At 36.6% G+C, this 25,856-nt stretch carries 17 protein-coding genes; 3 read left to right on the top strand and 14 right to left on the bottom strand.

All coding sequences use genetic code 11. The features are described 5' to 3' along the window. Positions 1-635: 635 nt before the first annotated feature. The 6 genes from IW492_RS10020 to IW492_RS09995 all read right to left on the bottom strand — a co-directional run bounded on the left by IW492_RS10020 (position 636) and on the right by IW492_RS09995 (position 9,606). A complete protein-coding gene (locus tag IW492_RS10020; RefSeq protein ID WP_202067481.1) occupies positions 636-1,511 on the bottom strand; it encodes a PhzF family phenazine biosynthesis protein in 876 nt (291 codons plus the stop codon). Positions 1,512-2,113: 602 nt separating this feature from the next. Then, positions 2,114-4,099 (bottom strand): N-acetylglucosamine-specific PTS transporter subunit IIBC, encoded by a 1,986-nt coding sequence (gene nagE / locus IW492_RS10015; RefSeq protein ID WP_202067480.1) that lies wholly within the window; start codon positions 4,097-4,099, stop codon positions 2,114-2,116. Positions 4,100-4,112: 13 nt separating this feature from the next. Beyond that, positions 4,113-4,952, bottom strand: coding sequence for a PRD domain-containing protein (locus tag IW492_RS10010; protein ID WP_202067479.1), 840 nt, complete (start codon positions 4,950-4,952; stop codon positions 4,113-4,115). Positions 4,953-5,398: 446 nt separating this feature from the next. Beyond that, positions 5,399-7,060, bottom strand: a complete 1,662-nt coding sequence (locus IW492_RS10005; protein WP_202067478.1) for a peptide ABC transporter substrate-binding protein — start codon at positions 7,058-7,060, stop codon at positions 5,399-5,401. A gap of 18 nt (positions 7,061-7,078) precedes the next feature. After that, positions 7,079-8,521 carry a transglutaminase-like domain-containing protein gene (locus IW492_RS10000; protein WP_202067477.1) on the bottom strand — a complete coding sequence of 481 codons (1,443 nt, stop codon included), beginning with the start codon at positions 8,519-8,521 and terminating at the stop codon, positions 7,079-7,081. Positions 8,522-8,538: 17 nt separating this feature from the next. Next, positions 8,539-9,606, bottom strand: a complete 1,068-nt coding sequence (locus IW492_RS09995; RefSeq protein WP_202067476.1) for a dipeptide epimerase — start codon at positions 9,604-9,606, stop codon at positions 8,539-8,541. 209 nt (positions 9,607-9,815) lie between these two features. Between IW492_RS09995 and IW492_RS09990 the strand changes: the two genes are divergently transcribed. The 3 genes from IW492_RS09990 to IW492_RS09980 all read left to right on the top strand — a co-directional run bounded on the left by IW492_RS09990 (position 9,816) and on the right by IW492_RS09980 (position 12,815). Continuing rightward, positions 9,816-10,382, top strand: coding sequence for an XRE family transcriptional regulator (locus IW492_RS09990; RefSeq protein WP_202067475.1), 567 nt, complete (start codon positions 9,816-9,818; stop codon positions 10,380-10,382). Between the two features lie 96 nt (positions 10,383-10,478). Further along, positions 10,479-10,817: a metal-sulfur cluster assembly factor gene (locus tag IW492_RS09985; protein WP_202067474.1), complete on the top strand. Its 339-nt coding sequence runs from the start codon at positions 10,479-10,481 to the stop codon at positions 10,815-10,817. Between the two features lie 1,095 nt (positions 10,818-11,912). After that, on the top strand, positions 11,913-12,815 hold the full coding sequence (locus tag IW492_RS09980; RefSeq protein WP_202067473.1) for a helix-turn-helix domain-containing protein: 903 nt from the start codon (positions 11,913-11,915) through the stop codon (positions 12,813-12,815). 519 nt (positions 12,816-13,334) lie between these two features. On the opposite strand, the gene IW492_RS09975 is transcribed toward IW492_RS09980, so the two are convergent. The 8 genes from IW492_RS09975 to IW492_RS09940 form a co-directional block, all read right to left on the bottom strand. Next, on the bottom strand, positions 13,335-14,204 hold the full coding sequence (locus IW492_RS09975) for a helix-turn-helix domain-containing protein (RefSeq protein ID WP_202067472.1): 870 nt from the start codon (positions 14,202-14,204) through the stop codon (positions 13,335-13,337). 59 nt (positions 14,205-14,263) lie between these two features. Then, entirely contained in the window at positions 14,264-14,920 is a 657-nt protein-coding gene (locus IW492_RS09970) for a class I SAM-dependent methyltransferase (protein ID WP_236671868.1), read from the bottom strand. Positions 14,921-15,715: 795 nt separating this feature from the next. Then, positions 15,716-16,021: a DUF3784 domain-containing protein gene (locus IW492_RS09965; RefSeq protein ID WP_202067471.1), complete on the bottom strand. Its 306-nt coding sequence runs from the start codon at positions 16,019-16,021 to the stop codon at positions 15,716-15,718. Between the two features lie 238 nt (positions 16,022-16,259). After that, entirely contained in the window at positions 16,260-17,564 is a 1,305-nt protein-coding gene (gene lysA, locus IW492_RS09960) for a diaminopimelate decarboxylase (protein WP_202067470.1), read from the bottom strand. A gap of 412 nt (positions 17,565-17,976) precedes the next feature. After that, positions 17,977-19,089 (bottom strand): glycerate kinase family protein, encoded by a 1,113-nt coding sequence (locus tag IW492_RS09955; protein ID WP_202067469.1) that lies wholly within the window; start codon positions 19,087-19,089, stop codon positions 17,977-17,979. Then, complete coding sequence (locus IW492_RS09950) at positions 19,090-20,763, bottom strand: sugar phosphorylase (RefSeq protein WP_229444722.1); 1,674 nt, start codon at positions 20,761-20,763, stop codon at positions 19,090-19,092. Then, positions 20,756-23,383 (bottom strand): glycoside hydrolase family 38 C-terminal domain-containing protein, encoded by a 2,628-nt coding sequence (locus IW492_RS09945; protein ID WP_202067468.1) that lies wholly within the window; start codon positions 23,381-23,383, stop codon positions 20,756-20,758. Before IW492_RS09945 ends, IW492_RS09950 begins: the two co-directional genes overlap by 8 nt. A 380-nt stretch (positions 23,384-23,763) precedes the next feature. Next, positions 23,764-25,743: a fructose PTS transporter subunit IIA gene (locus IW492_RS09940; protein WP_202067467.1), complete on the bottom strand. Its 1,980-nt coding sequence runs from the start codon at positions 25,741-25,743 to the stop codon at positions 23,764-23,766. Positions 25,744-25,856 lie beyond the last annotated feature (113 nt).

Below are 25,856 nucleotides of genomic sequence, written 5' to 3'. Positions count from 1 at the left end.
ACAAGGAGAACCGGCAGGTCAAGGTATATGAACACTTCTTCGAAGGATCGCAGTAACCTGAGAACTGCAGAAGCGGCAAAATAGAACTGATACTTGTATAAACTAAACTGTACCGAGTTGCCAACGCTTTTCCAAGTAAACACGTTTGTATCGAGAATCGAACAAGATCCTTCATTTCTAAATGGCTCTGCCATTTAGAATTGTTGAGATCGAAACGAAGTCCTTCAATTCTTAGCGGCTCTGCCGTTTAGAAATTGATGAGATCGAAATGAAGTGTAGTGTAGTTGTAGTGAGACTTGTAGATACAAGGATTTCCCACTGGTACAGGAACAACAAGAGACGAGAGTATGCAAAGCTCTGACAGGGATAAATTTATCAAAATTTATTCCATATACAAAGAGATAGCTGTATAATTCAATGAATTGGCAATACGCATTAAAAGGAGAAAATTAATTGCAGGCAGCATCTCAGAAACAAGCTGAGCACTCTCAAAAATAGGCAAAGTTCCAAGCCCTTCAACTCCAGCATATTTCATGCATAGAAGTTGATGTGATCACAGCGTAAGTGTATCAATCCACAGCTACTCATTTCATGAATCGCGTTCCTTTGCCAGCATTTCTCTTCTAAAGGACAGCTTAGTTAATTCTCACAGAAAAAGTTTTATTTTTACAAGCCGTACCTGTGATTGATACGTTATGATGGCCATCCTCTGATTTTTTTGCTAAAACAGTCAGCTCACCTTCTCGTCCAACATGCTTTCCCTGACGAATGAAAATTTGCTTCTCTGCTTCTTCAGAGTATCGGTGATTTAAAAGATAAGCCGCCATTACTCCTGAAGCTGTTCCAGTTACAGAATCTTCTGTAGTCCCAGAAAAAGGAGAGGAAAAATGTCGTGCCGAATACACATCTTCTTCTCCTTCTACAAATGCAAACGGATGAATGGAAGATCGGGGCATTTCAGATAAAATTTTTGGAAATTCTTTTTTCAGAGGCGTCATTTTGTCTAAAACAGCTTCATTTTTTACAGGAACAATAAATGTCCACGATCCTGTATTTCCATATGTCAAAGGCAGCCCTTCAGCTAAATCAGTCATTTGAATTCCTAAAATTTGAGCGATCCTCTCAGGTTCACCTTCAAATGGAATGAAGGTTGCTGCAGATTGCTCCATTGTTATACTTTGAGTCTCCTTCTGATACAATACATTCAAAATTCCAGCACCTGTTTCAATTTTCCATTCTTGATCTTTTGCCATTGGCTGAGAAAGTAAATATATCGCCCCAACAGTTGCATGACCACATAAAGGTGTCTCGTGACCTGGAGTGAAATAGCGAAGTTTTATATCCGCTTCGTTACTCGCACAGACAAATACACACTCATTAAACCCCACTTCCGCAGCAATGTTTTGCATTTGCTCCTCTGAGTAATCATCACCATTCAAAATAACACCAGCCGGATTCCCCTGCCCCGGTTCGCTGGTAAAAGCATCTATTTGGTTCACCATACATTCCATAACTGTATCTCTCCCTTTTTGAAAGATTATAGCATAGAAAAATACAGAAAGGATCGATTCTCTTTGTTTCAAAGCATTGCTGTTCTCCTCTCATATAGAAAGGTTGTCCAAGATTTATTGTTTACATAATATTTTTATCGTCAACAAAATTTAAATGGAGCTGGAGATTCTTATTTCTCCTAAAATATTTTTGAGTAATTTAATAAAAAGACACACTTTCAACGCACAGCCTCTTCTTCTTTTTCTAAAAATTGATTTTTCTCTATTCCTTAATTTCTATCACATTGTCAGGTCATACTGTCCAGCTACCTTCATAATAATAGAGAATGTTGTATCTTGTTCGACAGCAGCAGAGTAAATCAGCTCAACATCAAGCGGTTTTTCATACAAATAAAATTAAAATCTATCTAAAACAAAAATTTCTTGATCTTGTTTTATTTACTATCTGTTATTTGAACATTATCAATTCTATGCTTACGGGAAACTTCTATTTTTTAACAACAGTTTTGCTCGTTACTGTTCAAAATGATTAAAGGGAAATCAAAAACCAGCCTTAAAATGAACTTAAATGTTCATTTTAAGGCTGGTCTTGTATTCTTCAATTAAACAGTGACATTTCCTACAACTTCATTTGCAGAAACCATCTGTCCGGATTTTGCAAGCTCATAGGCAGTTACAATATCCTGATTCGTAAATACAACAATCAGATCAGGTTTCTTACCGGCTTGTTCCAGAGCGGAAAGATCAATCGTTGCAATCTTATCTCCCTTTTTCACAGTCTGACCGGCTGAAATATGAAGTGTAAATGGTTCACCTTTCAATTCAACTGTATCAACACCCATATGCAGAAGGACCTCTATTCCTGTATCAGTTAAAATACCGACTGCATGCTTCGTAGGGAAAATGGTGGTAATCTTTCCAGATACTGGTGCAGTGACTTCTCCATTCTCTGGCAGAACTGCATAGCCGTCTCCCATCATTTTAGCTGAGAATACATCATCATGAACTTCTGAAATTGGGATTACTTTCCCATCAGCAACAGCATAAATATCAGCTTTTTCACCAGAAACTGCTGTCTTTTCAGGTGCTGATTCAGGCTTTTTTACAGTTTCCTCAACTGGATTCTCTGAGATTCCGCCTGAATGGTGCAGCTTCGTCATCTCATCTGCCACAAACTGAACTTCAGTTCCAACAATAACTTGAATATTGCTGCTGTCAATTACTTTCAGCCCAGGAACACCTGTTGATTTGATTTTCGTCTGATCAACAAGCCCGGTATCTTTTACAGTCAAACGCAGGCGAGTCGTACAATTGTCTATAGAAGTTACATTTCCCTGAGCGCCTAACCCTTCATAAATTCTGCGTGCCATCGAAGTAAATTTGCTGTCGCCGGATACATCTAAATCAGGTGTTTCTTCGCCATCGCCTTCTTCACGCCCTGGAGTCATCAAATTGAATTTCTTAATAACAAACATGAATGTAAAATAATAAATGACAGACATAACTAAGCCCAACAGTAATAGCATGTATGGTTGATTAGCAATAGGAACTCTTAAGCTCAGAACAAAGTCGATCAGACCAGCACTGAAGTTAAAACCGGCAGTCCATTGGAATGCAGCCGCAACAAACATTGAAATACCCGTTAAAATAGCGTGTACCACATATAATGGCCATGCAACAAACATGAATGCAAATTCCAAAGGTTCAGTTACTCCAGTAAAAAATGAAGCAAATGCTGCTGCCATCATTAAGGAAGCTGTCGCTTTTTTCTTTTCAGGACGGGCACACTGATAAATTGCCAAAGCTCCTGCCGGCAGTCCAAACATCATTACAGGGAAGAAGCCGGCCTGATACATACCAGTTACACCCTTAACCCCTTCACTTGCCCAGAATTTACCAATATCGTCGATTCCTGCAATGTTAAACCAGAACACATTATTCAATGCATGGTGTAACCCAGTCGGAATCAGCAAACGATTGAAGAAACCGTATAGACCGGCACCAATTGGGCCCATTCCTGAAATAGCTTCTCCAAATGAAACCAATCCAGTGTAGACCGGCGGCCAAACAAAAATCAGCCCTGCTGAAAGAACCAGCATCACTGCCGCTGTGACGATTGGGACTAGTCGTTTTCCGCTGAAAAACGAAAGTGCCATTGGCAGCTTCACATTGCTGAAACGATTATACATTGCAGCAGCAACTAATCCGGAAAGAATACCGATAAAGACATTTTTATTATTGATAGCAGAAAAAGCAATATTAACATTCTCTACATCTATCCCTTGAAACATAGCCACAGATGCTGAATTAATCAGTGTCATAGGAACAAGGAAGGCAACCAGTCCGCTTAATGCAGCAGATCCATCTTTATCTTTTGACATTCCCAGTGCCAATCCAACTGCAAATAAAATACCCAAATTATCCAAAATTGTGCTTCCTGCTTTTATCAGGAACGCAGCAAGCAGATTATTGCCTCCCCATCCGCTTGGATCAATCCAGTAACCAATTCCCATGAATAATGCTGCAACAGGTAATGTCGCAACCGGCAGCATTAATGAGCGGCCCATTTTTTGCATATATGCTTTCATAGTCAAAACTCCTCTACTTTTCTTTTATCATTCGTAATCGTTCAATGTGAATCGCCAAGTATCCTAATTCTTCGTTAGGGACCTGATAGTGGAAATCTTTCATTAACAATACTTGAATCTTTTTGGAAATCTCATAGCTCTCTGCATATTTTTTTCGAACAACCTCTAAAATATCATCATCCAACACGGCATAATGATTCTGCTCAAAACGGTGTATAAACAGCCGAAGATGATTGGCTAAACGAGAATAACTTAAGCTCATTTTCTCATCGTAAATATCAATATCCAGTTCCTGCTCAATTAATCGAATAATTTCTGAAACAATAGTGACTTCACGGATACTTTTACTGTTGTCCGTTCGTCCGCTGCGAGCACTGTGAATGTGAATAGTGATATAACCAGCTTCGTCATAGCTAAACGGCAACCCCAGAGTTTGCGTGAGATAGTCCACAGCCCATTGAGCAATGGCAAATTCCTCACTGTACAATATCTCTATTTCGTTCAGTAATTTATTTCGAACAATGATATTATTCTGAATATTTTCTGCAGCAAAAGCGATATGATCGCTTAAACTAATGTTAATATGTGCATTCAGTTTTTCTCCAAGAATATTTTCAGCGTAGTTAATGATTTCTTCCGTAGCAAAAAAATATTTTTCATCGATTTGGGAGAGTAAAACCTGCAGTTTTTTCTGCCCTTCAGGCTCCATAATGAACATTCGTTCCACCTGATGAGCATGCAGCAGATCATTCTTCTTTTTATTGAAGCCTACTCCCTTACCGACTGCGACTTTCTCCTGTCCTTCGTCAAGGACAAGAACAGCATTTTGATTCAGTACTTTTTTGATCTTCATACTCATTTCCTCTTCTGCAGAAGTTGGTTGAATGTTTCAACGCTGCAACAAAAAAGCATAGAAAAATCCCACGGTAATATGAAAAAGCATATTACATAGAAATTCTTCCATGCCTAGTATTATCCAGTCACATGAAAACGCTATTCAACTTGTTAACATTGATAGTTTACAAAGATATAGACCATTTGTCAACCAAAAACTTTAAAAAAATAACTACTTTTTTTCACAAACTAATTTTCCAATACCTATCTGATTTACTCAATCAACTGATCGCATGTAATCTTTTTTGCTGTACTGCTTTCCTTTTATACAAAAGTATCGATGACATGAAAAGAGAGCGGGACAGAAATAAAATCCCGACCTCTTTTCAATACATCATTTATTATTTTTGGGGGTAATAAATGATTAGCGCGCATAATTGAGTGTCTATTACAACGAATGAAAACTTATTCGATATAAGCATATTTATAGATACAAGTAGGACCAAAATTATGATATTGGATACCCTGTACGCCCGGACGAACCAACTGAGCTCGTGCCTGCTGATAAAGCGGAATTAATGCTGCATCTTCCTCTACCAGTACTTTTTCAGCCTTGATTAATGTTTCCCAGCGTTTTTCTAGATCATTCCCATATTTATTCACTACATCATCGATCAGCTGATCATAGGTTTCGCTTGAATAGTTGCTGGTGTTTCCTGTCGTTGAATTTTCAAGAAAAGTCATAGGGTCCTGATAATCTGGTCCCCACATGCTGACAGAAAGTTCATAATCCCCTTTTTTCATCAATTCAATCGCATTGTTTAATGGGACTGTTTTCACTTCAACTTTTAATCCCGGCAAGCTTTCTTCCAGCTGAGCCTGGATAAATTCAGCAACCTTTTTATCTCCATCGCCATCCCTTGAAAGAAGTTCAATCTTCACTTCACCATTTAGCTCTTCTTCTGCTTTCTTCAGATATTCATTTGCTTTTTTCGTATCTGTTACAACTAATTCGCCGGCCTCTTCTCTAAAGTCTTCACCGGTTTCAGGATTAAAGACAAAATCTTTTGGAATGTAGCCATAGATTTCTTTTGAACCATCTGCCAGAATATTTTCAACCAATCCTTTTTTATCAATAGCATAAGCAATAGCTTTGCGTACATTTTCATTAGCGAAAATAGATGGCTCGCCATTTCTTAACTGGTTCATTCTTAAAGAGTATACTTTCGAGCGTTCTATTGCTTGATAATCAGGATTATCATTATTTTGCTTTGCAAAATCTCCGGAAAGTACAGCGACATCTAAATCACCTGATTCATACAAATTAAAAATAGTGTTGGTTTCTTTCAATACTTCAAAATGAATTGTTTCAGACTTCACACTGTCTGCATCATAATAATGTTCATTTTTAACAAGATCCCAAGACATAGAAGATTGATCCCAATTTTCCATAAGGAAAGGTCCATTGGAAAGAATGTTTTCACTCGAAGTTCCATAATCTTTCCCTTTTTCTTCTACAAATTCCTGATTTTGCGGATAAAATGGTGAAAATGCCAGTAAGGAGGTGAAGTAAGGAACAGGCTTTTCCAATTTCACTTCAAGCTCATAATCTCCAACAGCAGTCACGCCCAGCTCATCTGCCTCTTTTTCTTCATTTACAATAGCCGTTCCATTTTCAATAGTTCCATCCATCAGGAAAAAGTAATTTGCCTGATTTTTCGGATCCGCCATTTTCTTCCATGCAAAAACAAAATCATGTGCAGTAACAGGGTCTCCATTAGACCATTTTACATCTTCACGTAATTTAATCTTGTATGTCTTTCCGTCTTCAGAAATTTCCGGCATTTCCTTCGCTACTGCCGGAATCACGCTATCATTTTCATCTAATTGATACAGCCCTTCAAATACATTGGACTGTGCAACGATACTAGGCTCATCCTGAGAAAAAATAGTATCCATTGAACTGATTTCTGAGCTTTCCATTAAATTAAGAACTTTACTGGAAGTTTTCTCTGTCTGTTCTGTCCCTGAATCCTCTGTTGTTTTCCTTCCTCCGGTACTGCAAGCTGTCAGCATCAGTATTGCTGACAAAGCGACTGCTGCCGTTTTTTTTATCCCGATTTTCATACGTTCCACCCTTTCTTTTTACAGAACTTTTTCTGCTGAATCATCCAATTGACTTTTTCTGAATAATTCCTTTTGTTCCCCTTCTCCCCAGATTTCCTTCATTGAAATAAGTTCCTGTTTAACCTCTAAATAAGCATATGGGATTCCCTGATCCCCATATTCCCATTCTCCTCGCTGATTATCGATTGGATCTGCTCTGACATGCAATTTAGCAGGTATAAACTCTTCTTGAATACGATCATTTGCCGGCATCCTGAAAATGTCGAGGTTACCAAAGTAATAATTCCACCGTTCAATATCCCCTGCAGCGTAAGCGCCCCCTCCAAATGAAAGATCTGCAAAAATCCAACCATAGGGCTCCACATAAAACTGTGCCCAGTCATGGCAGCCAGTATAATACTGTGAAACATAGAGACCTGATTGCCATTTAGCAGGAATCCCCGCCATTCGACAAAGAGTAATAAACAGAATCGCCTGAACCCCGCAGTCTCCTTTTAAATTGACTGCTGCATATTCTGAAATATTATCAATCGTAAAATATTCTCTCATAAAGGAATATTTTACATTGGTCGTAATAAAATCATAAATCTTTCTTGCTTGAATAACAGCATTTGTTTCTCCATCAAGCACTTCATCAAGAATAGACTGAAGATAAGGAGTAAAGCGAATGTGAGGAAGCTGCTCTTCTAAATCAGACATTTCTTCTTTTGCTTTCTCTGCTTTCAATGCATCCAATTCAATATAGTGCACTTCATTAACATACTCATATTCAACAAAGAATTCTTCATTCTCTTTCAGTCTAGTTTCAAAACAAATGGTACGCTGATAGCTGTCTTCCGGTGATGTTGTCACCTTATCTGCTTCAGAATGTTTTAAAATTTTTATTTCTGAAATTTGTTGAGCATTTCTGGGAACAGGTAGATGAACTTTTACCTGCTCGCCAATTCGTTCATGTTCTTTTTTTATTTTGATAGACGAACGAATATGAATCTTTACTTTTCGATGCCCATTTTCTTTCATTAATCGAATATTTTCAGTTAATTCGATTTTTCGGAGTTGATCTGTTTCGCTGTCTTCTTTTTTTATTAACCGCTCAGCATATGCCGGCTGTGTCTTTACCAGATTCAATAGGAAACGTCTTTGAAAATGAGGCTCCCCGCCTATATAAATCCAGTCCACCAGAGATTCTTCCATAAGCTGGTCTAATTCTTTCGATTCAAACTGCTCAAAGGCTTCCCTCATTTGGTGAATTGCTTCGTTAACTGAGAACGGATATTCATTAATTCCGATCATTTTTATGATTTCTTTTTCAATTTCAAGACGTTTTTTTAGCGCAAACGGGATTTTACGTTCCAGCAAATGGTCAATTACTTTTGCTGCTCCCTGAAAATCACCATACTGCTTTATCCGAACGACTTCTTCCGGCAACGGTATACTCAAATAGCTTAAATCCAATGGCATCGTTCAAACACCTTCCTTTATTTTCTTCTTAGTCCTAAACCAGGAACATTATCCAGAACAATTGATGGTGTAGGCTCCAGCGGAACTCCACCCGTAAGCTCTGTCTCGCGTAATGCAAAAGAGGCATCCAGATCTGCTCTGGTAATGTTCTTCTTGCCTGCAGCCAAATGAGCAGCAGCAGTTACACCAATATTACTTTCCTCGATCATACAGCCGATCATACATTCAATTCCAGCTGCTTCACAAATATTTACAATTTTTAACGCTTCATAAATCCCGCCGCATTTCATTAATTTAATATTAACGATATCGACTGCCCTTTTTTCGATAAGCCTTAATGCTTCTACCGCATTAAAGCAGCTTTCATCAGACATTATCGGGACAGGAGAGTGTGTTCTCACATAAGCAAGTCCTTCAATATCATGATATTTCACAGGCTGCTCAATCAATTCTATATTATATTCCGACAGCTTTTCTATCATTTGAAGAGCCTCTTTCGCTCCCCATGCCTGATTTGCATCCAATCTCAGCTTAATCTGATTGCCAACTGCTTCTCGGATCGCTTTTATTCTTTCGATATCTGACGTCATTCCTGTTCCTACTTTTACCTTTAAAACACTAAATCCTTGTGAAACTGCTCTTTTCGCGTTCTTACTCATTATTTCAGGTGAATTTATACCAACTGTCATATCTGTTTCCACAGCAGAGTCATATCCCCCAACCAGTTTATAGACCGGCATGCTTGTTTTTTTTCCAAGCAAATCATAGCAGGCCAGATCAATTGCGGCTTTTGCTGAAGGTGCATGTGCAGCGATTTTATTCATAATCGAATGAACTTTTTCTATATCAGTCGGATCAGTTCCTATCAACTGCTGAGAGAACATTTTTATGCATTCTGTCGTTCCATCCAGTGTTTCCCCTGTGATCAAAATACCGGGAGAACCTTCACCATAACCAATTATCCCTTCATCAGTCTCTATTTCAATCACAGCACTGATAGATTCTGTGACGGTCCCCAAAGAAATCGTTACAGGCTCTTTTAGCTCAACTGCTTTTTTTGTCACCTTTATTTCTGTGATTTTCATCTAAGGCACTCCTTTTATTATCTAATAGTTAAAATTGAACCGTTTTTTGAATTTACAGTTACAATTCTAATCTTTTTTTAACAAAAGTCAATACGAATATTAGAATATTCTGTAAATTCACTCATCATTTTTTTATTTCTTGTCTTTTTGAATGATATTAGAGATAATATTCTTGCGAAGAAATTGAAGTTTAGGAGTGGAAACGACTCATGGAATTTAGAAAGATAAAAGATTTGCGGAAATCAAAAAAGATTACTTTAACTGAACTGGGTGATAAAACCGGCTACTCTGCCAGCTTTCTTTCACAGATTGAACGAGGGGTGAATCGTCCTTCTTTGGAGGCACTGCGAAAAATAGCAGAGGCGCTGGATGTATCTGTTGCCTCCCTAATGGCAAACGAAGCACCAACAGTGAATCAATCGATGGAAAAAATGAAGTATGAATATAGAATTATTCGTAATTCCAGTGAAACTCTTTACTCTCCCTGGCAGTCAAACTCAACGTATTATGATACGCTGTTTAATCTGCCGGTACATACTGAAAATATGGTCATTTCAAAAATTTACATTGATGCCCACTCTTCTTCCAGCGGGCAGATGATTTCTCATAATCTGAGTGAAATTAACCATGTGATAAAAGGAAAGGCGACAATTTTTCTTGAAGGTGAACAGCATCAATTAAATGTGGGAGATACAATTTTTCTGGGTGCATTTACAAAGCATAACATCATGAATGAAACGGAAGATGAGCTGCTTCTCTTTACTTTGCAGTTTTAATGACGTCTCAAAAAGCTCTTGAAGATTCTCCATTTACAAAATGAGTAAAAAAAGGTATTATATACGATAGCTGATAATAAAGGAGTCGAAAAAACAATGAGCGAAGCAAAAGAATGGTCTGAAGCAGAAATTGAAGAGATCAAAGAAGAAATTTTAACAGCGCTTGAAACAGTGATTGACCCTGAATTAGGTATTGATATTGTAAATTTAGGTTTAATTTATGAGATAGATTTTAATCCAGAAGGCAATACAGTCGTAAAGATGACATTAACAACAATGGGCTGTCCGTTGGCTGATATCTTAACTGAACAGATTCATCAGGCGGTAGCTGACATTCCCGAAGTTAAGAACGTTGAAGTAAAACTTGTGTGGTATCCTGCCTGGACAACAGATAAGATGTCCCGTTATGCACGAATTGCATTGGGGATTAGATAGTTTCTGCTTTTCCAAGAGTTGCTGAGTTTTTCTGCAACTCTTTTTTTGACTTCACAGCAATCAGATATAAAAATAAAGCAGCTTAGTTGATATTCCAACAAGCTATTCCCCAGCTTTTACTTACATGAAATGTCTGTAAACATCAATAGTAAAGTACTTTGAATTTACCTATTTCCCACTAAAACCCCTGTTATATCAGTAGTTATAGAAGCTATTTTCTAAACAAATAAAATACATTTCGAATTACTGTTAATTCAATAATTTTCTAAAATTTGGGGTAAATTCAAATAAAGTACTTCTTAAGCAACTCCTTGCCTACTTATTTATAAGTCAACTGGGTATTTGAAAATATATTAATTTAAAAACCAATAAACGAGGTTGTGACATTAGTATGTCCAGAACCCTTAAAACCAAGCAAGCGGTGTTCCAAGACCCCTCCATGCTTCGAGAATCGGAACAATATTCTTCAATTCTTACACGAAGAGCTTTATTCCTGCGCTTACTCGTCGTATGAAGTGTTTTGTCACGACCTCGTTTATTCCCAGCAACTTTTGCTGCACAATAATCATTACGTTTTTTACTCTTTGACAAGAGCTGATCACGCAAAAACATTTCCAGCTTATTCCAATTGATTCCCATTAGCTTTGTATTGACCGGCCAATTCTTTAACTAGAGCAACATTGTCGATAAAAAACAATTGAGCTGTTATAATTTTTTTCAGAAATCCAAATTAATCAATAGAATATATTTCTTAATTTTTCATAGGAAACATTCGAACTGTAAAATAGGTATGATTCTCCCTATCAATTAAAACAGACTGAGGAATAATTGGTTGTCTGATTTAGATAACTAGGGACCAACTATTATGCCTAAACCAATAATGGTTGATAAGCCTGCTAACACTGCTAAAGATACCATATACTTTTCTCCCTCCTTCCATCAAGTAACTTAAATATAACATATTATGACTTTAAAATAAAGGGAGCAATTAAAAAAATGAACATAATTGGTAATGATATAATAAACATTAAGATAAATATTTTCTATTTTCAATATTATTGCATACTATAATAAAAGAAGGAAAGTAGGGTTAATATGAAGCTGAACATTGGTGATACGCTAAGATTTTTTAGAACATCTCTGAATCTTATGCAAAAAGAGATGATGCCATCATCCAAAAATCCTTCCACTTATTCCAGAATAGAAAGTGACAGCAGGACTATAAAGATTGATGAGCTTGTGGAAATTCTTGATAATGCAGACATAAACATCTATGAATTTATCTCATATAGTAACTTAGATAAACTTCAGAAAGACTTCAGAGCTGATTATTATGCAGCCTCTGCAGATATAGAAAATCCAGTAAAAAAAAATAAAATATTGGATTATTACAATAAGTTGTCTGCAAGAAAAATGAAAAATGTGCTGGAATTATCAAATTACATATCAATCAAAGTGTACTTTCATCAGTTCTGGCCTGAAATAGAAACAATAACTGAAGAGGACAAACAGCAAGTATTCGCACTACTTTCAAATAAAACCTATTTTCTGCAATATGACTATACATTATTGTCCAATATGATTTATCTGCTTCCGCCAGTTCAGAGAGAAGCACTGATAGAGAAAGCCTATCCTATTAAAGATCAAGATAAGCGCGATCCAATAACATTGAAGTATGCCTATACTGCTATTCCTAACTTGATAACAATATATCTGCATGAGAATAACCTTAAAGCAGCACTCAAATATATAAAGATTGCTGATAATCTCATTAAAAATCAGGATAATATGAAAGCCCAGTTAGAGGTTAACTATCTGAAAAATCTGATCCTTTTCCTTGAAACAGGTGATATAGACTATGCAAATAAGCTGAATAATTATATCAACACATTAAAAGAAATTGGTAATATTGGTCAGGCGGAAAGAACAATACAGGAAATCAAGGATTTCACCTATAAAAAAAGACATCCTGATACCCCGCCTACACATATAAAATAAAAGAGGTTGTGACAAACACTCATGAGTGTTTGTTTCGATCTCACCAATTTCCAAACGGCAGAGCTGCTAAGAATTGAAGGACTTCGTTTTGATCCTCGAAGAATGGAGGGGCCTTCTTCGAATGCTCGAATCATACAAAGACTGGAACACTGTTTATTCGGCTTTAGGGGGCTCAGATATACTTATGTCACAGTCCTCTTTCTTCCATATAACCAAAAAACAATTATTAGGCAGTTTCTCTTCCCTTGTATTCCATAATGCAACATTTTCTTAGTTTTTCTGATTTCAGTAATCTCTAATCAATTTCTCTCTGTCAAAGAAATCCATTTCCAAATAGCTTAAGAATAACAGCAACTGCTGTTCCCTGCCAGATATGCTACGTGTAAAGCAATGTCTGAATAATCGTAAAATCCTCAACTTTTATGGATTTTCATCAATATTTATCAATTGAGATAACTTTGCCTTTCCATCCGCATAGATAATACCCATTATTCTCTCCCCAGAACTATATTTTTGCTCTTAGGGAGCATGAGTAAATGTTTTAACTTCTTCCCTGATATTTTCAGCTTGCTCTAAATAGCCACTATCTTCTAAAACCGCAATAAAGCTGTGTATCTTCTGCAAATAGTTGATGTTCCCTGTTTCAAGATACGCAAGTAAATTCTTAAGGTATTTTACTTCTAAATGGAACTGAAAATTGAAAATTGTTTTTTCTTGTTTGTCACAAGTCTCCAGATACCTCTTTGCATCTTCAAATTCTTTATTATATAAACAGCTGGTGACTACGTTTGTTAATGCATTACATGAAAAATTCAGCGTGATATAATCTCTTTTCTCATAATATTTAACAGGAAAAGCCCTTTCTACAATCAGCCGTTTTTGTTTCCCAGAAAATTTGAACATGAGATTGGACAGCAAAACATAGTCATATTGAAGAAGTATCTTTCGTTCCATTAAATAACGGAACATTTTGTCAACCTCTTCTTGGTCAACCGCATCAATCTCTTCCCAATGTTCTGAAAATGATAGTTTTATCAAAATTAGATTAGAAGTTTCACGTATATTTCGATAGCCTAAATTGGACAGCTTATTATAATAACTAATAAGACTCTCCTTCTTTTGTTTATGACTCAAATTCTGCGCAGCTTCTGAAAGCAGTTTTCGAAATAGCCGCTGCTCTTTATCCAAATGGCTAAAGGTTACGAATTCATGTGCATTTATTGATCCAACATCCAAAATATCCAATAATTCATCTAATTTTAAAGGTCTGGTATCAGTTTCAATTCTGGAATAAACGGAACCATCAGTATATTCTGAAAGCATTTCCTTTTGTTTTAAACCTAAGTGCGTTCTAAAAAAACGCAGTGTTTCTCCAATATTTATTGACATTTTTCAACTCCTCAAAAAATAGAATTATACAACATTCAGAAACACTTGGGATTACCATTTTATTCCAATCTACTAAAATTTATACACCGATCGTTATCAGTCTTTTTTTCTATCAAATAACACACCCAATTATTCCCTTTTCTCATATCTGTCAGCCTGAAGCCTAAACCATTCAGATAATCTTCTAATCTCTCTTTTTTTGCTATGTCCTTCAAAAAATATTGAATTTTCGAATACTCACAGGCAATCAGAAGAAGCCCGGCAGGAGTAAGTATTCTATGTATTTCTAATAAAGCCTGATCCAGATTTTCCCAGTGAAAATGCGTTTGAAAAGCTGAAACCAAGTCAAATTCTCCACATTGAAATGAAGTCTGTTCAATTGTTTGAATACTAAAATGAATACCTTTTGTATTTAGTTGATCAGCTGCCGCTGCAGCTTCTTCTGAAAGATCAATCCCATAAATCAAACTAGCTGGAAATCTTTTTTTCAGTAACTGACTAGACGCACCGTTTCCGACACCAACGTCCAAAATCCTATCATATGAACTATTTGGAAGAATATTAATCGCCCAATCAGTCATTGGAATATATACACGATTCCAAATACGCATCATCATTCTTCCGACAAAGCCAGTCGGTTTTTTTGATTGGCGAAGAAGGAAACGAAACAAAAAAACTACTACACCTGAAATAAACAATACCCCAACAATCATCATAGTAAATACATCCTTTTCTTTGACTGATAGAAACAAGATGCCGCCTTTATAAAACAGCAGCTCTTTTTATCTGGCGCTAAATTATTGTTGCTTACTCTTTTTTCATTCAAAAATATAAAGGCTTCTCAGGTTTCTGTCAGCTCTGACTAGGGCCTGTCTGAAAAGTTAGTGGAATTCAAATTTTTCAGTAATTTTTGTTAAAATCAAGGAAGAAAACACAGGTTATGTAGGTCATAAGCGAGTATTTATGACGGTAAGTTCTATAAAAATCATCAAAATATTCACCTCTTGAGTTTTCAGATGCCTCCTAGTTAGTCATGCTTTTAAAAACTGCTTTAAGCAGAAGAATACCTGGTATAATTGCCTTCAATAGCTGAATCTTGTCAATACTTTTGTGTTGTTTGTTCATTACTATCTTTACCTATAGTTGATATAATTTCATTTTATAATATTTCTATTAATACAAATTATAGATACATGGCTTTAACACAAATTAAATAGAAAGCAGGGGTAAATAATTTTTTCACAAACATGCTAAATGATAATTCTATGTTTTTTATAAGATACGTAAAATAAACTTATTTCCAGTAAAAAAGCAATCTAATTTTTCACTGAATAGTTCAGAACAGAACTGCTTTCATAAGCAAATCCATTCTTTCAATACCGCCTTTAAAAAATTTTATTCATTCCCTTACTCCTAAAACTTTACTCTTCACTATCCAAAAAAAACTGACAGATGTCATTAACATTCCTCCGAGCAGAAGAAACATCATTCATCCATCAGCAGCGGATCAGTTAGTTCTTAAATTTTGCTGAAGTATTTACATAAATTAGCAGAAAGCCTATTGGAACCAAAATCAGCCAGCCAAACAGATCAGCTAATGCAGGCAGCAAGGTGGTTGCAAGGATAACAACACCAAAATAAAGTAACAATATACCTATCGCTTTCCCCAAAGCCTGTCCATTGATACGCTTCCTTTTTTCACTGCTCATCGTATTATAACCGGCAATAAGCATCAGCCATTTTCCTCTTATTAGCTGCATACCTATTACAATAAAAATAAGACTGATAGAAAACTGTAGTGCTAAGTCTGAATTCATCTTTTTCTCACCTTATTTATGATTTTGATCTTTGCAAAAAATAATCTTTGCCGCTGAATCTCCGTATTTTTATTATATCATCTGTTGCACTCAAAAGTATTTACAAAATAAAGAAAAACAACCACGAGGATAAAAATCATATTCTCTGCAAATGTTTTATCGACTCAAAGCTCTTCAAAATCCATTGATATCACTCTTACTTTAAACAAAAAAATTCTATCTTATTTTTTGATTACTGCTAAACTTCGCAATCCAGTGAAATCAAATCTTCATAGGTTTCTCTGCGAACCACTAGTGTATCTTTGCCATCTTCAACAAATATTACTGCCGGTCGTGGATTACGATTATAATTATTAGCCATTGAATACCCATATGCTCCGGTACTGCTCATTGCAAGCAAATCTCCGGCAACAAGGTCAGGCAGCTCAATCGACTTAATGAGGACATCTCCAGATTCGCAGTATTTCCCAACTAGTGCCACTTCGCTTTTGTTTCCCTCGCTCACCCGATTGGCAAGCGCAGCTGTGTACACTGCATCATACAACGCCGGTCGGATATTATCGCCCATTCCACCGTCAACTGAAACATAATGACGAATATCAGGAATCACTTTCTGTGAACCCACTTTATACAGCGTTGTCCCTGCTTCTGCAACAATATTACGACCAGGCTCAATCCAAATTTCCGGTAAAGGATATTCAAGAATCACGCAGTGTCCCTTAACAGCTTCTACAATTGCCTGAACAAACTGTTCCGGTTTTAATGGTGTATCACTTTCTACATATTTAACACCAAAACCTCCGCCCATATTAAGGATATCCGCAATATAGCCATAATTTTCCTTATATTTTTGCAAAATCGCCATCATTTTCTCAACTGCAATAATAAATCCTTCAGAGGAAAATATCTGGGAACCTATATGACAATGAATTCCTTTTACATACAAGCCTTCAATCTCAAGTGCTGTTGCCAAGGCTTTTTCAGCTTGTCCGCTGTTTACGTCAAATCCAAATTTAGAATCCACCTGTCCTGTAAGAATAAATTCATGTGTTTCTGCATTGACTCCAGGAGTGATTCGAAGCATCACTGCTTGCTTAACCCCTTTCGAAGCCGTCAGTTCTTTCAATAATTCCAGCTCATAAAAATTATCTATGATAATCATACCTATTTTGCTGTCCAAGGCAAATTCAAGTTCTTCTTTTGTTTTATTATTACCATGAAATTCAATATTATCAGGATTCATACCGCCTTTTAAAGCAGTATACAGTTCTCCGCCTGAAACAACATCACACCCTAGATTTTCTTCTTCCAGCAACTTGTACACAGCTAGACAGCTGAATGCTTTGCTTGCATATACGACTTTATTTTTGACGCCCATTTCATCCAATGTTTTTTTGAACCCTCTGGCTTTTTCCCGAATTTGTGCAACATCATAAATAAATAAAGGGGTGCCATATTTTTCAGCCAGCTCTGTTGTATCACACCCGCCAATCGCTAAATGATTCTTTTCATTATACTCTGCAGTACCAAATAATAACGACATTCTTTCACCTACTTCATTTTAGTTACTAAAAATGATAGCATAAAAATGGGGAAGTTCCTATCAGTTTCTCATTTAAAATAATCCAAGACTTAATTATCATATCAATACTTTCTGGTAATAGAGCGAAACACATAGCCTCTGCATCTGCCATAGATTATGGAGACAGCCAATCGTATATAGCCTGTGCCCAGTCGCTTAGGCATTTTTCTGCTGAAAAACAGATTGGGTGAATAGTAAAATAGCAAAAATAAGGATTTGTGAGACCAATTAAGTAACTGTTGAAGCTAAGATAAGAGTCTGAGCATAGCCAATTGAAGCTATTGAGTGAAATTTCAACAAATTCAATGGATTGTCGGAGCACTAGTAAGAAAGCGTATAAGTTCTATATATTATTATTTCAATATTATGCTAATTAATATCTACACCAAATCTCAAGTAACGATCTCCCTAAGATCGATACATTATTTAAAGTTCGCTTTTTATTGATAGCTTCCTCTAAACTTATAGGTCCTTGTTGAATACTAAATATACCTAAAGTCAACTCTTCTAAAGCACCAATTTCAGGTGTACGACTGCCGCAGATAGCAATCACAGGAAGTCCAATTTTTTTAGCAGCTTGTGCAACTCCCAGCGGAACTTTCCCTCCTCCAGTTTGACCATCAATTTTACCTTCACCAGTAATAACCAAATCAGCATCCAAAATAGTCTTTTCAAAACCAATTAATTGGCTGATCGTTGCAAAGCCTGGAACAAGCTCAGCTCCTAAAAGTGCCAACGCACCTCCCAATCCGCCTGCTGCACCCGCACCCGATAAAATGCTCAAATCGATACTCGATTTTTGCTTAAATAAAACTGAAAGGTCATGAGCTTTTTTATCAAACTCATCTAGAGTATTCATATCGCCGCCTTTTTGAGGTCCAAAAACTCTTGAAAAGCCTCGCTCACCACAATAAGGATTGTCTACATCAACTAACGTAGAAATTTTAATATTTTTTACTTTTGAGAGCGCAGGAGTTAAATTAACCTCTTTCGCCGTAATCAAAGGATTGCTTCCCCATTCGAAGTTCATCTCAGCACCTAGGCCTGCCAATAAGCCTAAACCCCCATCAGAAGTACCACTTCCACCCAAAGTCACATAAATATGTTTAATTCCTTTATCAATCAAAATAGACAGCAGCTTTCCTAGCCCATACGTAGAGCTTTGTCGAAGAGTTTCATTATTTTGTGAGACAAGATGAATTCCAATAACTTCTGCAGATTCTACCACTGCCGTAGGAACACCGTCTATATCTACAACCAAGAAATTGATTTTTCTAAGTTTACCTAAAGGGTCCTGAACTTTCGCTTGATGGTAGATTCCTCCGAGAGAACTATGTATAGCCTCCATAGTCCCCTCTCCGCCATCTGCGATAGGAAAATTGACCTTTTCAATAGTAGTATTCGTGATATTTTTAAAAAATGCAGTATTTAGTTCTTTTGAACTTGCACTCCCTTTAAAAGAATCAATTGCAGCAACAATTTTCATTTACTTCTCTTCCTTTAACCAAGCACAGCCATATGGTGGCAATAAAAAGCCTCCGTTTACCTCAGTACCTGTAATCAGATTTTTCCCCTTAACACCTTCGACCATGACTTCATGGTTACTTAAATTTGTTAAACAAGTGATGTCAGAAGTTTTACCAATTCGTTTTAGACAAAAAACCTGTTTACTTATATCCAAAACTTCTTGAGGATTATACGGATTAAATGCTTCTTCATCAGCTCTGATTCTAATGAGCTTTGTAATCCCCTCATAAATAGCTTTGCGATAAGCATCTTCTTTCAATTCTGCGAATAAAACATTTTTTTGTAACTTTTCACGATTAATTCGTCGATTAATACCCGATTTTTCCAATCCTTCCAGATCATTCTTTGAACCAAATATTGAATGGGAATAAATAGCAGGTACACCCACAACGGAAAGTAAAATATGATGTGCGGCAATCATTTTTTGAGGTGTCATTTCAGGTTCCGTTTCATCAGACAAAGCAGAACTATAATTAATATTCATCTCGTAAACAGACTGGGTACCATCAGCATTGCTTTTATAAGATACTTTTCCCTTGTTTTGCAACACTCGATTCACTAATTTTTGTCTTTCTTCATCGCTCAGAATTCCTTCAGTTGGACGCAGCCCTATACCATCATGCGAAGCAAGAAAATTAAAATATGTCGCAGTTTCGGATACTTTATCAATAGTTTTAGCCCATTCTGATAATTTGATAGAATTTCTATTTATAAAGCTATGAAGAACTAGTGGCGGTAAAGGGAATTGATACACTTGATTCGCTTCATTCTCAGTGTCTCCAAAATAACTAATATTATCCTTATGGGGTACATTCGTTTCCGTAATGATTTGAGTATTTGGTGTTAATTTTGATAGTAAGTAATTCCATAATTGGACAATCGTATGTGTCTGTGGTAAATGCATACAAACCGTTCCACTTTCTTTCCACAAAAAACCTATTGCATCCAGGCGAATTGAAGCTGCACCCTTTTGAGCATAATTCAGCAGAACTTTGGTCAGACGCACCAACATGATTGGGTCTTTTACATTAACATCGACTTGATCTTCACTAAAAGTTGTCCATGCAGAAACCAGCTCACCTTGAGTATTCTTATATTCATGAAACAGAGGTGATGTTCTAGGACGCACCACTTTTGTGGTATCGAAATCTGATTGGCAGGCTACAAAAGCTTCATCAAAACCTGGCTTGCGGTTAAGATAATTTTTAAACCACAGACTATCCTTTGACATGTGATTCGCTACAAAATCAAACATCAATCGCTTATTTTTTGCTAATTCCTCTATATCCGTCCAATCGCCTAAATCAGGATTAATTTGATCATAATCCACTACTGAAAACCCATCATCGGAAGTAAAAGGAAACATAGGCAGCAGGTGTACATCTGTAATAGTATCAGACAACGTTCTATCAATGACCTCTTTCAAGACCTGTAATGGTTTTTGATTTTCCGATAAAAATGAGTCTCCATATGTGATTAAATATACACTACGTTCAGATAGCGGCTCTCGTTCAACAAAGCTGCTAGTCGAAAATCCTTCTAACATTTTCCGGAATTCTTCTTCGGCAATTGCCAGTTTATTACCAGAATAAAGCTTTGATAAATAGCTTTGAATTTTATTCATATCAATCATCCTTATTTCTCTCCTTAATTAACGGATCTACAATAACTGAGGCAAAATCTTTTGCTCTTAATTCTTTGAATGTCCTATTCACTACTTTTTCTGCCAACGTTACCAACTGAACATTTTCTAAAGATTCATCGATTTTTACTAACTTCTCTTGTGGATTAAATACACGCAGAATGACCTTTTGAGAATCTTCAGCTCTTTTGAACGCTGATACAAAAACATCTTTTTGGACTGTCAGTAAGTTTTTCGTTGCAGGTAAGTTGCAAAAACCACTTGGTTGCGGCAATTCAAAGCGATCTATTCGTTCTTCAAAACTATTTAAATCTTGTATTTGGTAACTCAATTGACTATCCGTAAAAAGTTCAAATGCACGGTAAACATCCAACACATCTAGTTTAGCTTCTTTCCAACGATACCCATATGCAAAATTAAGTTCTCCCAACATTTGTGCTTCTGGAGTCTCCACTATTTTATTATTAATACCAGAAGCTCTACCTGGTCTCCAAGATAGATCATCTCTTCCTAAAAGCCCTACTGAACGGTACAATGTTAATGCAAAAAATGATTTGGTTGCTTCGTACTCTTTCAATCCTTTAGTCAGCAGCATAACATTTCCATCTTTTTCATTTACAGCAGCCAACCGTTCCAGAGGAAATATAGGCTGTGGAGCTTCAGCAAAGCCTTCTTCTCTCCATGTTTTCAAATGTGGATTGACAATGGACCGCTTTTGTAATGAAAACCCTTGATCTCCATAACTAAAACCATCTGCATTTTCACCTTCAAATAAAACTCGTACTCTATGATCTTTAACCTCATTTAAAATATGATGTTTAATCAGAATCGTATCAGAATTCCGCTGTAAATCAATCGTTGTCTCAATTACAAGGTCGTCCGTCAGCTCCTGAAAATATTCAAGTGAAGCAGCAACTTTTATCGAAGTAGTTAACGTCATTCGTGACAACTCCGTAGAGGTTTCAATCCCCAATAAACAAAAAGAATCATTATACATTGGCAAAGCATTCATCACAGGTGAATAATCATAAGAATCGCCTCCATCAATTGTGTTCTCAAACTTGATCCAATTTGATTTTATTTGCCCATCACTTTTTCGCTGTAATTGAATTTTGCCATCTATCAAATGAATCTTATAAAATTTATTTTCAATTTCTTCTGTTTCAGAAACACTTAGAAGGTCTACTGCCAAACTTTCAGTTACAAAAAATTGCTGATAACCAAAACCGCTGAATTCAACTTCAATCGCCAGCTCACTACGATAATATCCCGGCAACTCAATTTCTTGCTCTCCCTCAGCAGTCACTTTGATTTGTTTTCCACCGGAAAGGTATGTTTGATTTATAATAGTTTGGGGTAATTGATCACCTGTAATCTTTTTTAAAACAACATTTTGAAAACGTGTAAAGACCACAACATTAATGGTTTTTGTTACCTCTTTGGGCAGTAAATTGAATACGACCAGTCCGTTTTCCTCTGGATTTATTGCTCTCGCTATCTGTTTTTTCAAAATAGTAATATAATCATCCGCAATACGTTCGGCCTTTAGTAATCGATTAATAATATTTCTATTAGTCTCATCAGAGTTACAGCCTCCGATAGAATCATGTGCATGTGCATCAAACAGTAGCTTTAGCGCAGTATTAATCCAAGCTTGAGGATATCTCCCGCCTAGTGTTTGGTGGAGAACTCCCAGAGGCTCCAACTGTTGATAGATCTTTTCTTCTACACGACTATTCAATAGTTTGATATCCACTCGCTGAGAACGAATCGTGCTGTGAATTCTTGATTTCTGGCTTGCAATAAGTTCCCCTTCTACTTTATTATTACTAGCATTCTTAACAGCTGACATAAAACTTTCATAATCCGATAAGATAAATTCATATGGCAAGTCCATTTTATTCAAATCAGCTACTACTTCTGGAAAATGAGTTCGCACTAAAACTTGATCACCGCCAGCTGGTAATAAAAGGGGATTTTCTGGATTCGTTTTTTCAGACAATCTATCTAGAATCGGCAATAAGGTTTCTTGCACATAGCTTTCATCAGTTGATAAAAACTTTCCTGGCCCATATCCATAAAAGAGATTATTCGTCAAAATACTGTCACCATTTGGTGCAACCCAATCAAAAGTAAGATCTTCTGCTAATTGATCATTATATACTCCTCGTTGTAAGATACTCGATTTTAGTTCAAAACCGTTAAAAATTGCTGGCAGATAGGCGTTCTGCCCAAAAATATCCGGCAGATAACCTACTGACATAGATTTTCCATAACTTTCAGCTCCACGTTGTCCTAACAGAAGATTTCTGATTATCGATTCGGTCTGAATCAATAAAGTATCACACTGTGTATACCACGGTCCTATGTGAATGCGATTATTGCTGATTAATTCTTTCAATTTATCATTCTTCTCAGGAACATATTTATTAAATTCTTCTGCTAATGAATATTGTCCATCAAAGCTATAAGTTGGGAATTCTGGATTATTTTCTAGGTATTCCATTAAAAAATCAAGATTCTCACACAGTAAAGTATTCGAATCTTCAATAGAAAAATACCATTCTCTATCCCAATGGCTATGAGGGACAACATAAACTTTCTTTTTCATAACAACTCACCTTATCTGATTTATAAAACAGGCATGGGAGTGGGACAGAAATAAAGTTCCAAACTCTCTTCGTATCTATCCCCGAATAAACAACGGGACAAAAGGAGCCCCTTCGGAATTAAGCCGAACGATCGGAGCTCCAGATCCTTCACCAAGTAGGTAACAGGACTTCATCTACTCTGTTGAAGCAAACCTGGTGAAGCCAGCCAACTCTAGTAGGTTTTATACATAGAAGTTGATGTGATCGAAGTACAGCGGAATGTATCAATTCTCAGCTATTCATTTTATGAATAGTGTTCCTTGACAATTTTCGGATATTCTTTCTTAATTCTCGGAGCTGATCACTTTTGTCCCGACCTCCATACCTACAATTTAAAAAATTATTTTTTTGCTTCTTTTCTTTTAATCAAGTAATTGCGGACAAAGATATTTGCAAAAGCAATAAACAATGTTCCAACAACTAAACCAACCAAGTATGCTGGTAGATTTTCAACCAACGGCCACCCCCAAATTGCTGGCAACGGCAGCCATTGAACTGCTCCCATCGCAACAGCTGTACAAGAGCCTAAAATTGCACCAATGATATTGATAGGGATAGTAATTAGTGGATTTCGTAACATAAATGGAATAGCTCCTTCAGAGATTGCCAAGAATCCTAATAAGAATGATGTTCCCCCAACAACACGAAGATCATCTGGATAAACACGACGTCCAACTACATACTTATCGATCATGGTTGATAAGCCAAGTCCTAATGGTGGAATCACAATTGCCAAAACACGTGGTGTTAGCGGGAAAATCTTATCTGCAGATAAACCAATTGCTATAGCGCCAGCTGCTTTATTAACTGGTCCCCCCAGGTCGAAGGCAGTTGCTGCTGCAATAACTGCTGATAGCCCAAGCTTCCCGGAACCGCTCATACTAGTAATAGCATCAGCTATCATTTTATTAAGCCCGCCAAATACCGGATCAACAATAAATAAATTCAGTATAAAAATGGCTAATACAGAAATTCCCGGAACCAAGAACATTGGCTTCATAGCATTTAAGTTCTTACTTAACTTGATTTTTTCATTTAAGAAACGGGAAATATATCCAGCTGCAATACCTAAAACCAGCGCTCCTAAGAACCCGCTGGGAATACCACCCTCAATACCCCAAAAAGTATAGTGAAGACCCGCTGCAAATAAACCTCCAGCAAATCCTGATACTAAACCAACACGATCAGAAATCGAGTACGCAGCAAACATTGCAAAAACCGGATAGATAAATTTGAATAACATATTACCAAAGCTATCTAAATAATGTAGAAACTGAACAACGCCCCCAACTGAATTGTACTCAGCATCTCCAATGACTCCAGGGTCCATACCAAGCACTAAAATCCATACTAGTTTAGCAATGCCTAACATTAATCCGGCAGCGACCAATAAAGGAATCATATAAGAAATACCTGTCATGACAGATGCCATCAATTCAGATTTCAACCCTTTTTTAGCTGATCCTGTCTGGGAATTATCATCTGATTCATTCACCACACCCTGAGGCTGTGCCAAAACTTTTTCAATGATAGCTTTTCCATTCTTCAATGGTTCCGCCACTTTAACTTCAACAAAGGGCTTTCCATTAAATCGTCCCTTATCTTTTACTTTTGTATCTACAGCAAAAATTACACCATCCGCCTTTGCAACATCAGCTGCGGTGATTTTATCTTCTAAACCATTCGCTCCTTGTTTCTCAACTTTAATTTTTACCCCCAATTCCTTGGCAGCCTTTTCTAATGCCTCGGCTGCCATATAGGTATGGGCAATACCAGTTGCACAAGCAGTCACTCCAACGATATATTTATCAGATGATTTAATTTGCCTATTCTCATCCTTTACTTGTTCCTCCACAATACCGGATTCTAAAACTTTAAATAATTCATCTCTAGTATGCACAGCTTTTACTTTATCCAAAAATTTTTGATCCATTAAACGAATGCTTAATTCTGATAATAATTTTAAATGAGTGCTGCCAGCTTCTGCTTCCGGAATGGCTAATAAGAATACAGCTTCAACTTGATTAGATTGACTGATTGACGGCCAGTCTTCCTTTTTCAAAGGCTCTTTTAGAGTTATTACAGCAAATCCAGCTTTTTTTACTGCTGAACTTTTACTATGAGGAATTGCTAACCCATTTTCAAGACCAGTATTTGAATGATTCTCACGTTCCAACACAGCCTGTAAAAATGCTTTTTGATCATTTAAATATCCGGCATGATACAACATCTTGCTCATGTATTCCAAGATGGAACCTCTGGAAGTCAAATCGACTTTTGTTTGGATCAAGTCTAACTCTGTCATTTTAATGATATCCATTTTTATTTCTCCTTTTCAAAAAAATTAATTTGTTTACAGCTACAATATAACAAATTCTTGTAACCCGTTTCAGTCAATTCTTGGATATTTATCCAGCAACTGATATAATAAGT

Origin of the sequence: Enterococcus sp. BWB1-3 (assembly GCF_016745275.1) — a bacterium.
Taxonomy (GTDB): Bacteria; Bacillota; Bacilli; order Lactobacillales; family Enterococcaceae; genus Enterococcus_L.
Note: the sequence above shows the minus strand (reverse complement) of the source record. Positions and strands in the feature narration are given on the sequence as shown.